We start from the raw sequence: 14,544 nt of genomic DNA on the forward strand, positions 1-14,544 counted from the left end.
GGGGGGGGGGGGGGAACCTGCCGCGACGTCGTCGGGCAAGGTGCCTCCGGACTGTTGTCGAGTGGGCGCATCGCAGACCCGGCCATCGCACCGAACGGCAGCGTAACCGAGCGCCGTCGACCTCCCGCCGGAAGAACGCACCACCCCGTTAGGCTGATCCCGTGACCGATCCCACGACCCGCGAGACGCTCGTCAACCGCCTCTTTCGCATCCCCACCAAGGTGACCACGGCGGCCTTCGTCGTGGCGATTCTCGTGGGGCTCGTCGTCGGTGGGCCGGTCGGATGGGTGTTGCTCGGAGCCTCGGTGATCGTCTTCGCCGCGATGCTCGCGCTCATGTGGCCTGATCTGTCGACGGTCGAACGCATGCTGCGCCTCGCGGTGCTCGTGTTCCTCGTCGCCGTCTCGGTCGTGCGTCTCGTCCCCGCGACCTGACCGGGCCGCAATCGCCTTCGGACGCGAGGGGCCGACCGCACGAATCGATCGTCGCGGTCGGCCCCTCGTCGCCGTCGACGGGATATCAGTCGTTGCCGGCCTCCATGGCGGCGTAGTCGAGGTGCAGGTCGTCCGACGGGGGCACGGAGGTCGCGATGGCCTTGGCCCCACCCGGCTCGAGCTCGCCCACGAGGTGGGTGCTCGCCCGGCCGACCTGGAACTCCTCGCCCGCGGTGCCGAGCATCCCCATGCCGACGTACTGCTCCAGACGGCTGCGGGAGTCGGCGATGTCGAGGTTGCGCATGGTGAGCTGGCCGATGCGATCGGTCGGGCCGAACGGCGCACCCTCGGTGCGCTCCATCGACAACTTGTCGGGATGGTAGCTGAAGTTCTCCCCCGTCGTGTCGAGGATCGAGTAGTCGTCGCCGCGACGCAGCCGCAGCGTGACCGTGCCTGTGACCGCGGTGCTCACCCACCGCTGCAGCGACTCGCGCAGCATGAGCGACTGCGGCTCGAGCCAGCGGCCTTCGTACAGCAGCCGACCCAGGCGGCGGCCCTCGTTGTGGTAGTTGGCGAGGGTGTCCTCGTTGTGAATCGCGTTGAGCAGCCGCTCGTAGGCGATGAAGAGCAGCATCATGCCCGGCGCCTCGTAGATGCCGCGGCTCTTGGCCTCGATGACGCGGTTCTCGATCTGGTCGGCCATGCCGAGCCCGTGGCGGCCACCGACGCGATTGGCCTCGAGCACGAGCCCCACCGGGTCCTGGTCATAGCGCACGCCGTTGATCGCGACGGGACGTCCGTACTCGAACGTCACGCTGACCACTTCGGGCGCGATCTCGACCTCGGGATCCCAGAACCGCACACCCATGATCGGATCGACGAGTTCGATGCCCGCGTCGAGGTGCTCGAGCTTCTTGGCCTCGTGGGTGGCGCCCCAGATGTTGGCGTCGGTGGAGTACGCCTTCTCCTTGCTCGCCCGGTAGGGCAGGTCGCGCTCGGTGAGCCACTGGCTCATCTCGTCGCGACCGCCGAGCTGCTCGACGAACTCCTCGTCGAGCCACGGCTTGTAGATGCGCAGCTTGGGGTTGGTGAGCAGGCCGTAACGGTAGAACCGCTCGATGTCGTTGCCCTTGAACGTGGAGCCGTCGCCCCAGATCTGGACGTCGTCCTCCATCATCGCGCGGATGAGCAGGGTGCCCGTGACCGCGCGACCGAGCGGGGTGGTGTTGAAGTAGGTCTTACCGCCGGAGCGCAGGTGGAACGCGCCACATCCGAGAGCGACGAAGCCCTCCTCGACCAGCGCTCGTCGGCAGTCGACGAGGCGCGCGATCTCGGCGCCGTACTCCTTGGCACGGCCCGGCACCGACTCGATGTCGGGCTCGTCGGCCTGACCGAGGTCGGCCGTGTACGTGCAGGGGATGGCGCCGTTCTCGCGCATCCACGCGACGGCCACGGAGGTGTCGAGGCCGCCGGAGAACGCGATACCGACTTTCTCGCCGGAGGGGAGGCTGGTGAGGACCTTGGACATGGCCCCACCTTATGCATGGTCATGCATGATCATGCATGACGTCTCAGGTCGTGGACATCGGATTCACCACTCCCCCACGCGCTCCGGCCGGTCGGGCGCGGGGCCACCTTTCACACTCGCGCTCCTACATCCCGTTCCCGTCCGCACGACCGTCGCGCCCGCCGCCGACACGGCGGCCTCACGCCTCCTGGGCCTCGGCGCTCCCCATCGCGAGTCCCCGGACGATCTGCCAGGCGCGCAGCCTCGCGAGCATGACCCACGGGACGAGCGGGCCGACGATTCGCCAGAGCGGGCCTCCCCACCGGCGATTCGCGACCGTCACCGTCACCTCCGCACCGCCGGGTGCGGGTGAGATCGAGATGTCGGTGTAACTGTTGAGAACCGCCTCCAGGCGCCGCTTCCCGCCGTCGAACCGGCACCCCCACAGCACGTGATGCCCCTCGGGCGTCGTCTCGGCGGCAAGGCGATCCGGCCAGTAGCGGTACCCCCTCTTCTCGCCTCGCCCGACGAACTCGGCAGCGAACTCCTCGCCGGCGGCGACGTCCGCGACGAGCTGCGGCGGGGCGGAGACGAACCGCTGAACCTGCACGCCCCTGCTCACCGGGCCGTCGCCCAGAAGGTCCCGCCGCACCGGCACGATCCGCCATCCACGGCGACGGTCGTCGGTGGCGTCGAGCACACGACTCAGCACCTCGACATCGGCACCGGTCTCGGCGAGGACCTCGCGGCCGCGACCGCTGGGCTCGTCGATCACCGCCCGCAGCAAGGCGGTTCCCGACGTGAACGCCGACCCCTTCGTCAGCACCTTGAACCGCTCGGACATCGGGATGTCGCCCGTCGCATCGTGGTGCAGGTCCTCGAGGGGCCGCGGAGACGCACTCGGCAGATCACGGGGATCCACCCCGAGCGTTGCCAGGTGCCGGTCGCGGACACGTCGAGTCGCGGCCCTGATTCCCGCCAGCGTGACGCCCGCCTGGCCGAGGATGCGCGCGGCCTCGCCACCGTTGGCGGCGATCCCGGCGAGCACATGCTCGACGTCGATCTGCGACGCCCGCGCCCGCGCGGCCTCCGACCACGACGCGTTCGACAGCGCCGCACCCTCCGACATCGATCCCCTACCCATCAACGTTCCCCTCTCGCGCGCAGCAGTTCCGGAGGCATGCGCTTGCGGAACTTCTTGTGGACGGCCTGTCGCGTCACCCCGAGCGCCTCGGCGATCTCGGACCAGGAGAGCCCGGCTCGCAGGCCGGCCTCGACCTGGGCGAGCTCGAGCTCGTCGGTGACGCGACGCAACGTCGCGACGGCACGCAGCCCGCTGACGGGATCGGTGACGTCGCTCGCTTTCTCGGCGAGTTCTCCGTAGGCCATGACAGCAACCTAGGTTGACGCGGGGTGCTTGTCAACCAGAGTTGCTCAAGTGCTCCCCGCACCGGCCCCCATTCCGTATCCCACCCCTGTTCCGTATCCCGCTCTCCAGTCCCGGACCCCACCCCGACACGGAAGATGGGATGGCAGCGAAACGGGGGTGATCACCCCACTTGCGCTGCCATCCCGTCTTCCACGTCGAATCCGAGGGGTGATCGACGAATCACCTACCTGTGGATGACGGGATCCAGGTCCTGCGCGTCGGTGCCACGATCGAGAGGTGAGCGCTCTCCAGACCCTTCCTCACGCCGCGCGTGACCTGCCACCTTCTCTTCATCGTCTCTACCGGGAGCAGCAGCGGCTGTTCACGCGAGAGCAGCTTCTCGACGCCGGGGTGACGCAGGAGCGTCTGCGATGGCGGCTCGGTCGCACGTGGAGCAGCCCGTTTCCCGGCGTCGTCCTCATCGGCGACGCCGAACTCGACGAGACCCAGCGGCTACGCGCCGCGCTCCTCTACGCCGGTCCCCGCGCGCTCCTCGCCGGGAGCACCGCCGCAGCGCTTCACGGGGTGAGGCGAGCCGCGTCGAGAACGGTGCACGTGCTCGTTCCGCGCGACTGCTCCGCCCGGAGACACCGGTGGGTGCACGTCCATCGCTCCGCCGTCGCCGATCTGCGCGCCACCACACGGGACTCACTCGCGGTGACGTCGGTGCGACGCGCGGTCGTCGACGCGGCCCGCTGGTGCGGCGACGACCGCGAGGCCGAGGCTCTCGTCATCGAGGCGTGCCAGCGGCGTCTCACCACGACCGATCGCGCTCCTGCCCCCGCCGATGCTCAACCCCGAGGTGCGCACCGCCACCGGCGGACGCCTCACCTCTCCCGACCTGTGGTTCGACGACGTCGCCCTCGCGGTGATGGTGCACTCCAAGGAGCACCACCTGATCGGTGACGACTGGGAGCGCACGATCACCTCCGACGCCGATCTCAGCATCGCCGGCGCGGCGGTCATCGGTATCGCACCGACGACGATCTCCCGCGATCCGGCTTCTGCGCTCCGCCGCGTCGAGCAGGCGTACGCCGCGGCCCGAAGTCGCCCACGCACCACGAACATCGTCGTCACCCCGCGCCGGTTCTGAGGTCTCCGGCCCCGACGCGTGGCACGCCGCTCATCCCACCGAGCTCGGCGTCCGGGTGCCGGGCCTCAGGTGGCCGTCGGGGTGTCGACGGCGCCTCCGTAGCGGCGATCGCGCCGGGCGTAGGTGTCGAGGGCCTGCCAGAGGTGGCGGCGGTCGAAGTCGGGCCACAGCGTGTCGAGGAACACCATCTCGGCGTAGGCGCTCTGCCAGAGCAGGAAATTGGAGGTGCGCTGCTCCCCGGAGCTGCGCACGAACAGGTCGACGTCGGGCATGTCGGACTCGGGCAGGTAGCGGGCGACGGTCTTCTCGTCGACCGATCCCGGTTTGAGTCGCCCGGCCGCCACGGCCTCGGCGATGGCGCGAGCCGCGTCGCCGATCTCGGCGCGTCCGCCGTAGTTGACGCAGAAGTACAGCGTGAGGCGGTCGTTGTCCTTCGTCAGTTCCTGGGCGATCTCGAGCTCGTCGATGACCGACTTCCACAGCCGCGGGCGCCGCCCCACCCACCGCATCCGGACTCCCCACGAGTGCAGCTGATCGCGTCGTCGCCGGATGACGTCGCGGTTGAACCCCATGAGGAACCGCACCTCGGCGGGCGAACGCTTCCAATTCTCCGTGGAGAACGCGTACGCCGACAGGTTGGGCACGCCCGCCTCGATCGCACCCGCGACGACGTCGAGCAGCGCCGCCTCTCCCGCCTCGTGGCCCTTGGTGCGTGGCAGGCCCCGCTGGTTGGCCCAGCGGCCGTTGCCGTCCATGACGATCGCGACATGCTCGGGCCTCAGCGCCGCCGGGATCGGGGGCGGGGTCGCCCCGCTCGGGTGCGGGAACGGATCGTCGTATCGGGAGGTCACGGCCACGCGTCGAGCCTACCGGCGCAGCCTGCGCCCGAGCTGGGGTCAGGCGCGTTCGACGAGCCGGAGCGAGCGCACACCGCGTTCGAGATGCCACTGGAGGAACGCGGTGACCAGACCGCTGCCCTCGCGGCGATGCTGCGGTTCGCTCGCGTCGGCCACGGGCCAGTCACCCTCCATGAGCGCCCCGAGCAGGAGGAAGGTCGCGGGCGCGGGCGCGACCGACCCCGGAGTGCGGCACGCCGGGCACACGCATCCGCCGGAGGCGAGGTTGAACGCCCGGTGCGGCCCGGGTTCACCGCAACGCGCGCAGTCGTGGAAGCTCGGAGCCCATCCCGCGGTCGCGACGGCCCGCAACAGATAGGCGTCGAGCACGAGAGAGGCATCGTGCTCCCGCCCGGCGAGGCTCGCGAGCGCACCGGCCAACAGCGTGAACTGGGACGATCCGGTGTCCTGCCCCTCGGTGAGACGTTCGGCGGTCTCGAGCATCGCGACCATCGCCGTCCACGCGACGTAGTCGCGGGTGATCTGCTCACCGTAGGGGGCGAGTACGTCGACCTGGGTCACGGTGTCGAGCGAGCGGCCCTCGTAGAGCTGGGCGTCGATGACCATGCCCGGCTCGAGTCGTGCCCCGAACTTGCTCTTCGTGCGCCGGACCCCCTTGCCGACGGCACGAACGATGCCCCGGCCGCGCGTGAGCAGGGTGATGATGCGGTCGGCCTCCCCCAGCTTCTGGGTGCGCAGCACGATGGCGGCGTCGCGATAGAGAGGCATTGCGCCATTCTGCGCCATGCCGGTGACAGGGCCTCATCGCCCCGCCGGGTGGCGGTCGCCGGTGTCACCCGGCGACGACGAGATCGACGACGTCGGACGCGCACCCCCACGACAACGTCATCCCGGAGCCACCGTGGCCGTAGCAATGGACGACGCGCACCCCGTCCACCACCTCCTCGTCGAGACGCACCGACGGCCGTTCGGGCCGCAGACCCACGCGGTGGGCGACGATCCGCGCCCGTCGCAGCCGGTCCGCCATCGCGGGGGCTCCCGTACGCAGCAGCAGATCGTGCGCGCGGTCCAGCAGACCGGCCGAGAGCTCGGCGTCGGGTTGCACCGACCACTCGTCCTCCTCCGCCGTGCCGCCGACGACGACCGTGTGCTCACGGGGCACGACGTAGGTCGGCACGGAGTCGTCGAGCGACCATTCGGTGAGTCCGAACTGTTCGACGACGACGACCTGCCCCCGCAACGGCCGCACCGTGGCGTCGGCCGCCAGGAGCCTCGCCCCGAGGCCGGAGGTGTCGACGACCACCCCGTCCTGCGGCGCAGGGAGTTGCGCGAGGGCCATGCGCGTGAGGGTGCCGCTGAGCTCGTGCAGACGATGCCGCAACCACGGCAGGTAGATGCCCATGTCGGCGACGGGAGTGCGGAACCGCCGCCCCGCGACGTACGGCTCGGGCACGTCGTCGAGGCGGGCGTACTCGAGCACGTCGGCGAGCCACTCCGGGTTGCCGGTGTCGACGCGCATGAGCTCGGTGCCGCTGCGCAGCCGCACGCCGGCCTCCTCGTGCTGCGCGGCGATGTCGACGTAGTCGAGGAACGAGCGTCGTGCCCACGCGCGCACCCGATCGGGCGGCGCCGCTCGGTACGGGTACCACATGGCGGCGGAGACGGCCGAGGTCGTCTCGTCGGGGAGATCTCGCGCGAGGACGTGCACCTCGCACCCGGCTTCGAGCAGGCGGACGGCGCAGGAGAGTCCGATGACACCGGCGCCGACGACGATGACGCGTTCCATGGCCCCAGCTTGCCCGAGCCCGACACCCGTTGCCCGGGAACACGGCGACGAATGCCCTGGTCGTCTCGCGGACGGCGGCGCCCTCGCCCGCCGGTCAGCGCTGGACGGTGACGTTCTCGCCCGTGGCGTGGACGGCGAACCCCGCGTCGGTCACCGCCACCCGGGTGAGTGACATGCCGGCCGGCAGACCCGGCACCGGGCGACGGATGGCGGGCAGCCGCTCCACGGCACCGCCGACGAGGTCGCCGCCCCCGACGACCCGGACCGGGTCGACGGCGATCCGGTCACCCTCGGCGGTCACCCGGGCGACGGCCGAGAGGTCGATCGTGCGGCCGAGCACGCCCAACGGCATCGTCACGGCGACCATGCCGTCCGCCGCCGGCGCGAGCCGGAGCCCGCGCCCCACCTCCTGCTCGACGGCGGCGAACGGCACGACGGCGTCGAGCTCGAGACGGTCGGCGGTGATCGTGCCGTCCTTCGCGACGCGCGCACCGTTGCCGGTCACGTGGACGTCGCGCAGATCCCGACCGTCGGAGAACAGCCGGGCCGATCTCAGGTCGACCCCGGGCAGCCACGCCTCCCCGCTCGCGAGGTCGCTCGGAGGCGCGGCGTTCTGGGCGTCGGTGGTTCCGGGTGCCGCGGTGGACGTGGCGGGAGACGGGGCCGCGGGCGTGACCTCCCCGGAGCCGGGCCGGGAGAGCAGGAGGAACGCGACGAGACCTGCGACGAGCACGACGACGAACAGTCCACCGAGGATCGCCAGTGCGCGCACGAGGCAGCCTGGTCGCCGCGTCGCGGCATTCTCCGGAGTCCTCACCCCGGCAGTGTCGCATCCCGCTGGTCTCGCGCCGATCCGCGCCGATCCGCGCCGGTCGCCCCGTCAATCCGATCAGTCGACCGGTACCCGTTGTCCGTGCGCGCGCCTAGGCTCGAGCAGGACGGCCCGGCCCCGTGCCGGACGATGCACTCGCCCAGGGGGAGACATGGCCACCGACCTGCCCGGACGCCCCATCTGGATGGACCTCATGACGGACGACGTCGAGGGGGCGAAGGCCTTCCACGGCGAGCTGTTCGATTGGACCCTCGACGACCAGGGCGAGGAGTTCGGCCATTACACGATCATCTCCAAGGGCGACATGGTCGTCGCCGGGCTCATGTCCACACTCATGTCTCCGGAGGGCCCCACGACCGAGCCGACGCCTCCGACGACGTGGAGCGTGTACCTGCACACCCTGGATCTCGACGATGCGCTCTCGGCCGCGCCCGCCACGGGTGCCAAGGTCGTCTTCGGCCCAATGGACGTCGCCGACCAGGGGCGGCAGGGGTTCGTCGTCGATCCCGCGGGCGCGGCGGTCGGTCTCTGGCAGCCCGTGAAGATGCACGGGTTCGACGTGCGCCCCGGCGCTCTCGGCGTTGCGGTGTGGTTCGAGTGCCTCCGCCCCTCCGATCCGGGTGTGCACGCACGAACACCCGTGCGATACTCGTACGCATGTTCGGTATGCAGGGCTCACTCCTCGACGACATCGACGAGATCGGCCTGCGACCTCTCGAACCGACTCGGACGCCGCTGGCCGACGGGGCATGGGTCGACGTCTGTCCCGGTTGGCTCACGGGCGTCGGCGACGTCTTCGCCCACCTGTCGCAGGCGGTGGAATGGCGAGCCGAGCGGCGGTGGATGTACGAGCGCGAGGTCGATACCCCACGCCTGCTGCGATTCTACGCCGAGGGCGAGGCACTCCCCCATCCGGTCCTCGAACACGCGCGCGACGCGCTGAGTCGCCACTACACCCGCGAGCTCGGCGAACCCTTCACCACCGCCGGCATGTGCCTCTACCGCGACGGCAACGACTCCGTCGCCTGGCACGGTGACACCCTCGGTCGCTCCTCGACCCACGACACGATGGTCGCCATCGTCTCGCTCGGCGCTCCCCGCCCCCTCCTGCTGCGACCGGCCTCCGAACGGGCCAAGCGTGAACACCAGAGGTCCGGGCACGGCGGCAGCCTGCGATTCCACGTCGGCCACGGTGACCTCGTCGTCATGGGCGGCTCGTGCCAACGCACCTGGCAGCACGCGGTGCCCAAGCTCACCGGGTCGGTGGGTCCGCGCATCAGCGTGCAGTTCCGTCCGCACGACGTGCGTTGAGCGCCCGTCCGCGCGCCCGAGCCCCGCCGTGGATGCGTCGGCTCGGGGTGGCGGCGGCGCGGGGCGCGGGCGCGTCAGCGCGGGTGCACCGAGAACGCGTAGTCGGCTGTGCTCGTCGAGGTGACCATCGGCGGGTGCAGGTCACGCATCCCGAAGCGCTGCTTGCGGTGGACGAGCGTGACGATGATCGCGAGGGAGACCGCGAGGATGCCCGCGAGCACGCCCAGCGCGGCCCAGTAGTGGGAGGCCTGACCGCCGGAGATCGCGACGCGGAAGGCATCGACGCTGTACTTCATCGGCGAGACCACCGACAACGCCTGATAGAAGTCGTTGAGCATCGTCACCGGGAAGATCCCACCGCACGCGGGGAGCTGGAGGATGAGCACGACCAGGAACACCGCGGTCTGTGGCGAGCCGAGGATGAGCCTCACCCAGTACCCGAGTGCCATGAAGGCGAGCGCCGCGACGACGAGCAGCAGCGCGAACTTCCACGGGTGCACGGGGTCGAGACCGAGGAAGAGCCACACGCCCCCACCCATGAGCAGGGCCCCGAGGGTGCCCACGAGTCCCGGCGGGCCGAACCCGAGCAGGGCGCGCCGCCACGGCCCCGCCCGCCCGGTGATAGCGCGCCCGGAGATCGTGCGGAGGACGAGGAACGTCGACACGCACGCGATCCACAGGGCGATGGAGAAGAACATCGGCGCGAGACCGCGACCGTAGTACTTGGCGTCGTGGTCGACCCGCTGGTGGATGTCCACCGGCTGCGCCATGACCGAGCTGAGATCCGCGCGTTGCTCGTCGGACAGTTCGGGCACCTGCGCGACGCCCTTGGCGAGCCCGTTCGAGAGTTCGTGGGCGCCGCTGGAGAGCTGCGGCATCGCCGTGTCGAGCCGGCCGAGCGCATCGCTCAGCTCGACGAGACCCGACAGCGCGTTCGTCGCCTTGTCGGTCATCCCTCGTCCCGCGGCCGCGAGCTCCCGGCCACCGGCGCGGAGGTCGTCGATCCCGTCCTGCGACTGGGACAGCCCGGTCTGCACCTGGGCGAGACCGGAGTCGAGCTGCCCCGCCCGCTGGTCCGCCGCGTTGACGGCGGACCTCACCGCGGCGCCAGCGGCCTGCAGCCCCTTGGGATCCAGCTGGGCGTTGATGCCACCGGAGAGGCGGGCGACGACTCCGAGGTTGCTCTCGACGGTCGTCGTCGAGGTGGCGGCGCCCTCGAGGGAGCGGGTGAGGGCGACGAAGTCGGCGTCGTCGGCGAGTTCGGGGTGGGCGGCCAGCAGGCTCCGCATGGCGTCGCGGCTCGTGTCGAGCTGCCGGCGGACCGTGAGGATCGAGCCGTCGCCCGGCCCGGTGATCGAACCGGTGACGTTGACGAGGTCCTTGCTCTGCTTGAGCAGCGCAGGGATGTCGCGCTCGGCGAAGTCGACAAGCGGGACGGCGGCCTCGTTGACGCGACGGACGTCGGCGATCGCGCCACGCGCCGCGCCGGTGAGCGCCTCGGCGCCCTTCCCGGCGGTCCCCACCCCGGCGGCGATGCGGTCACTGCCCTTCTGCACGTCGGCCAGACCGCGCTCGGCCTCGGCCACCGAGCTCTGGACTCCCTTGTTGTCCGAGACCGCAGCCTTGACCGAGGTGTCGATCTGGTGCACGCCGTCTTTGGCCTTGGCGAGGTTGACGTCGAGCTTCTTCGCCCCGTCGGCGGCCGAGACGAGCCCCTCCCGCATCTTGTCGACGTTGAGGAACAGCGCCTCGAAGTAGGTCTCCGACACCGTGGAGTCGAGGGTCTTGCCCAGGGCGTCGTCGGCCTTGCCCGTGAGCGTGCCGATGATGAAGCCGTTCGCGTCGTCGCGGCGCAGTTCGAGGCCGGCGCGCTTGGGTGTGAGGTCGCCGGCGCTCACGAGGTTGGCGGAGAAATCCTCCGGGATGGTGATGACCATGTAGTACTCACCGCTGCGGAGGCCGTCGAGTGCCCGCTCGTCGTCCTCGCCGAGGAACTGCCAGTCGAACGTCGGCCGATCCTTGAGGGCTTGGACGAAGTCCTTGCCGCCGGTGACCTTCTTGTCGCCGAACGTCGCATCACGGTCATGGTTGACGACCGCGACCTTGATGTCCTCGATGTGACCGTAGAGGTCCCAGTTGGCGTGCAGGTAGATCCCGCCGTACAGCAGCGGGATGAGCAGCACGAAGATCAGCGCCAGCCGGGATCGGCCACGAAATCTCGTGAACTCGTGTCGGACGAGGATGAGGAAGCGCTTCAGAAGCATGGACGGTTCCTCACTGTTCCGAGCGGGTGGAGGTGTCGGTCTGGGCGGGGGTCTCGGGGGGCGCACCGCCCTCGTCGGCCGTCGGTGGCGAGGTGGAGACGGGCGGCCCCGCGTCGGCGTCCGGCGCGGGGCCTTCGGGTTCGACCTCCCTAAGCCGACCGGGGGCATGACGTCGGTGACCGCCCTGGGCGGCTGCCGTGTGGAGATGGGGCTCGGGATCGGTGAAGCTCGCCGTCTCGGGTCCGCTCTCCTCCTCGGTCGGGCTGTCAGGGTCGGTCTCGACGGGGGCGGTGTCGAGGTTCCGCTCGAGATGGAGGACCACGGACCCCTCGGGGACGAAGTCGTCATCGGCGACGGACATGACGAGCGCGGCCCCGTCGATCGCGAGGAGGCGCCGCAGCGCCGAGTAGAGCCGCGGGAGGTCGCGGTGGCGGATGCGCAGGTCCGCGTCGTCGAGCGCGATGACGCTCGCGGGCCGGACCAGCGCGAGCGCGACGGCGACGACGGCCCGATCGAGGCTGTCCATCTTCTCGAGCTGGGCCTTGACGTCGACACGGACGCCGAGCTCCTCGGCCATGAGGTCCGCGCGCTTAAGCGCCGTGTCGGGGGAGATGCCTTCGATGTAGGCACGGTCGAGGATCGACTCCCGCAGGGTGAGGCGGTCCTCAGGCCCCACGTATTCACCGAGCCGCGCGATGCTCGTGTGCTTGAGCGCGTCGTAGGGGTTCGCCGTCGCGTCGATCCCGCACAGTTCGAGGGAGCCCCTCGCCGGCCTGAACCGACCGCAGAGCGCGAGGAGGAGGGAGGACTTCCCCGAGCCCGCAGGCCCGGCCACGACACACATCTGCTCCGGATACAACGTGACGTCGACTGGGCCGAAGATCCTCCCCTGGGATCCGTCGGCCACCAGGTCGCGAGCAATGAGAATCGGGTCGCCCATCACACCTCCATGCCGAGTCGCCGCTCACCCTACCGCCCGGCAACGACACCGGGACGGCAGGTCGAAGCGGGCGAACCGGTCGCAGGGGCCTGACCGCAACACCGTCGGCGCCGCATCAGGGGCCACCGCCGGGGCGGCTGATCCGCTCCCCCGGCTCCGCACTCCCGGCGCGGTCGCGCTCGGCTCTGTTGACTGCCGAGAGGATCGCCGAGATCGACGCCCGCACGATGGAGTTGTGGATGCCCACGCCCCACAGCACACGATCGCCGATGGCGCACTCGACGTAGGCGGCCGCGCGAGAATCCTGACCGGTCGTCATCGCGTGCTCGGCGTAGTCGAGCACCCGCACATCGACGCCGATCCGCTCGAGCCCGTCGACGAACGCCGCGATCGGGCCGTTGCCGGTGCCCTCGATCTCGATCTCTCGGTCACCGTCGAGAACCGTGGCCCACAGGTGGTCCTGCCCGTCGGAGTCGCTCGTGCTGCGCGCCGACAGCGGGGTGAACCGACCCCAGGCCCTCTCGCCCTCGCCGGTGCCGGGCAGGTACTCGTCGCTGAAGACCTCCCACAGCGCGGCCGCGCCCATCTCGCCGCCCTCGCTGTCGGTGCGACGCTGGACGACGCCCGAGAGCTCGATCTGCAGGCGACGTGGCAGGTCGAGCTGGTGCTCGTTGCGCATGAGGTAGGCGACGCCGCCCTTGCCGGACTGGCTGTTGACGCGGACGACGGCCTCGTAGGAACGGCCGAGGTCGTGTGGGTCGACCGGCAGGTAGGGCACGCCCCAGACGAGTTCGTCGACGGTCTTGCCGGTGGCCGCCGCCTGGCGGTCCATGTCGTCGAAGCCCTTCTTGATCGCGTCCTGGTGCGAGCCGGAGAACGCCGTGAACACGAGGTCGCCGCCGTACGGGTGACGCTCGTGCACGGGCAGCTGGTTGCAGTACTCGACCGTGCGTCGTACCTCGTCGATGTCGGAGAAGTCGATCATCGGGTCGACGCCCTGGCTGAACAGGTTGAGGCCCAGGGTGACGAGGCAGACGTTGCCGGTGCGCTCGCCGTTGCCGAACAGGCAGCCCTCGATGCGGTCGGCGCCCGCCATGTATCCGAGTTCGGCCGCAGCAACGCCGGTGCCACGGTCGTTGTGCGGGTGCAGCGACAGGACGATCGAGTCGCGTCGCGTGAGGTAGCGGCCCATCCACTCGATCGAGTCCGCGTAGACGTTCGGCGTCGCCATCTCGACGGTGGCCGGCAGGTTGACGATCATCGGGTTGTCGGGCGTCGGGTCGAAGACCTCGGCGACCTCGTTGCACACTCGCACGGCGAACTCGAGCTCGGTCCCGGTGTAGGACTCCGGCGAGTACTCGTAGGTGATGTGCGTGTCGGGGATGGTCTCCTCGAGCTTCTTGCACAGCTTGGCGCCCTGCAGGGCGATGTCGAGGATGCCGTCCTGGTCCTTGTCGAACACGACGCGCCGCTGCAGCACGGAGGTCGAGTTGTAGAGGTGCACGATCGCGCTCTTCGCGCCGTCGATCGCGTCGTAGGTGCGCTCGATGAGGTGGTCGCGGGCCTGGGTGAGCACCTGGATCGTCACGTCGTCGGGGATGTGGCCCTCGTCGATGAGCTGGCGGCAGAAGTCGTAGTCGGTCTGGCTCGCGCTGGGGAACCCGACCTCGATCTCCTTGTAGCCCATCTTGACGAGCAGTTGGAACATGCGCAGTTTGCGCTCGGCGTTCATCGGGTCGATGAGGGCCTGGTTTCCGTCGCGCAGATCGACCGCGCACCAGCGCGGCGCCTTGGTGATGACTTTCTCGGGCCAGGTGCGGTCGGGCAGCTCGACGTGGATCTGTTCGTGGAACGGCACATACTTGCCGATCGGCATGCCCGAGGGCTTCTGGTTGTCCTGCGCGTAGGGAACTTTCGCCATGGTGGTCTCCTGCAGACTCGTCGCGGCTGGAAGGTCAGGCCGAGCAGCACGGACTCCGCGACGGGGGAGGCCTGTCAGTGGGCCCCGTCGCGGCGGCTAAGGAGTCGACCGGGCCGGGCGGCCCGACGGATCGCACCAGTCATGCCCGACATCGTAACCCCCTCGCTCGC

The 14,544-nt window shown here is 70.2% G+C and carries 13 protein-coding genes and 1 pseudogene; 4 read left to right on the plus strand and 10 right to left on the minus strand.

The genetic code is table 11. From position 1 onward, the window contains the following. Nucleotides 1–161 precede the first annotated feature (161 nt). Nucleotides 162–434: a hypothetical protein gene (locus BN1197_RS15715; RefSeq protein WP_040161733.1), complete on the plus strand. Its 273-nt coding sequence runs from the start codon at nt 162–164 to the stop codon at nt 432–434. An 85-nt stretch (nt 435–519) separates the two neighbouring features. On the opposite strand, the gene argG is transcribed toward BN1197_RS15715, so the two are convergent. The 3 genes from argG to BN1197_RS15730 form a co-directional block, all read right to left on the minus strand. After that, nucleotides 520–1,962, minus strand: coding sequence for an argininosuccinate synthase (gene argG / locus BN1197_RS15720; protein WP_040161735.1), 1,443 nt, complete (start codon nt 1,960–1,962; stop codon nt 520–522). 178 nt (nt 1,963–2,140) lie between these two features. Beyond that, entirely contained in the window at nt 2,141–3,085 is a 945-nt protein-coding gene (locus tag BN1197_RS15725; RefSeq protein WP_082043987.1) for a Clp protease N-terminal domain-containing protein, read from the minus strand. Then, nucleotides 3,085–3,330: a hypothetical protein gene (locus BN1197_RS15730; RefSeq protein WP_040161739.1), complete on the minus strand. Its 246-nt coding sequence runs from the start codon at nt 3,328–3,330 to the stop codon at nt 3,085–3,087. The genes BN1197_RS15725 and BN1197_RS15730 overlap by 1 nt, the downstream gene beginning before the upstream one ends. An 827-nt stretch (nt 3,331–4,157) precedes the next feature. Between BN1197_RS15730 and BN1197_RS15740 the strand changes: the two genes are divergently transcribed. Then, nucleotides 4,158–4,463 (plus strand): hypothetical protein, encoded by a 306-nt coding sequence (locus BN1197_RS15740; RefSeq protein ID WP_040161742.1) that lies wholly within the window; start codon nt 4,158–4,160, stop codon nt 4,461–4,463. 65 nt (nt 4,464–4,528) lie between these two features. Here the strand turns inward: BN1197_RS15740 and BN1197_RS15745 are convergent, their stop codons facing one another. The 4 genes from BN1197_RS15745 to BN1197_RS15760 form a co-directional block, all read right to left on the minus strand. Next, entirely contained in the window at nt 4,529–5,320 is a 792-nt protein-coding gene (locus tag BN1197_RS15745; protein WP_040161743.1) for an isoprenyl transferase, read from the minus strand. Nucleotides 5,321–5,359: 39 nt separating this feature from the next. Further along, a complete protein-coding gene (recO, locus tag BN1197_RS15750) occupies nt 5,360–6,088 on the minus strand; it encodes a DNA repair protein RecO (protein WP_040161744.1) in 729 nt (242 codons plus the stop codon). A 64-nt stretch (nt 6,089–6,152) separates the two neighbouring features. After that, nucleotides 6,153–7,106, minus strand: a complete 954-nt coding sequence (locus BN1197_RS15755; protein ID WP_040161746.1) for an FAD-dependent oxidoreductase — start codon at nt 7,104–7,106, stop codon at nt 6,153–6,155. Between the two features lie 94 nt (nt 7,107–7,200). Beyond that, a complete protein-coding gene (locus BN1197_RS15760) occupies nt 7,201–7,878 on the minus strand; it encodes an LmeA family phospholipid-binding protein (protein WP_040161748.1) in 678 nt (225 codons plus the stop codon). Between the two features lie 253 nt (nt 7,879–8,131). On the opposite strand from BN1197_RS15760, the pseudogene BN1197_RS18045 reads away from it, so the two are divergent. Next, nucleotides 8,132–8,449 (plus strand): annotated as a pseudogene (locus BN1197_RS18045) (VOC family protein); the annotation flags it as partial. A gap of 146 nt (nt 8,450–8,595) precedes the next feature. Next, on the plus strand, nt 8,596–9,249 hold the full coding sequence (locus BN1197_RS15765; protein ID WP_040161767.1) for an alpha-ketoglutarate-dependent dioxygenase AlkB: 654 nt from the start codon (nt 8,596–8,598) through the stop codon (nt 9,247–9,249). A 74-nt stretch (nt 9,250–9,323) separates the two neighbouring features. On the opposite strand, the gene BN1197_RS15770 is transcribed toward BN1197_RS15765, so the two are convergent. The 3 genes from BN1197_RS15770 to leuA all read right to left on the minus strand — a co-directional run bounded on the left by BN1197_RS15770 (nt 9,324) and on the right by leuA (nt 14,374). After that, a complete protein-coding gene (locus BN1197_RS15770) occupies nt 9,324–11,513 on the minus strand; it encodes a YhgE/Pip domain-containing protein (RefSeq protein ID WP_040161770.1) in 2,190 nt (729 codons plus the stop codon). A 10-nt stretch (nt 11,514–11,523) separates the two neighbouring features. After that, the gene (locus BN1197_RS15775) at nt 11,524–12,453 is read right to left on the minus strand and encodes an ATP-binding cassette domain-containing protein (protein WP_052466851.1); all 930 of its coding nucleotides are present in this window, start codon (nt 12,451–12,453) and stop codon (nt 11,524–11,526) included. Between the two features lie 115 nt (nt 12,454–12,568). Further along, nucleotides 12,569–14,374, minus strand: a complete 1,806-nt coding sequence (gene leuA, locus BN1197_RS15780; RefSeq protein ID WP_040161773.1) for a 2-isopropylmalate synthase — start codon at nt 14,372–14,374, stop codon at nt 12,569–12,571. Nucleotides 14,375–14,544: the final 170 nt, after the last annotated feature.

This window comes from Mobilicoccus massiliensis, assembly GCF_000826525.2.
Lineage (GTDB): Bacteria > Actinomycetota > Actinomycetes > Actinomycetales > Dermatophilaceae > Mobilicoccus > Mobilicoccus massiliensis.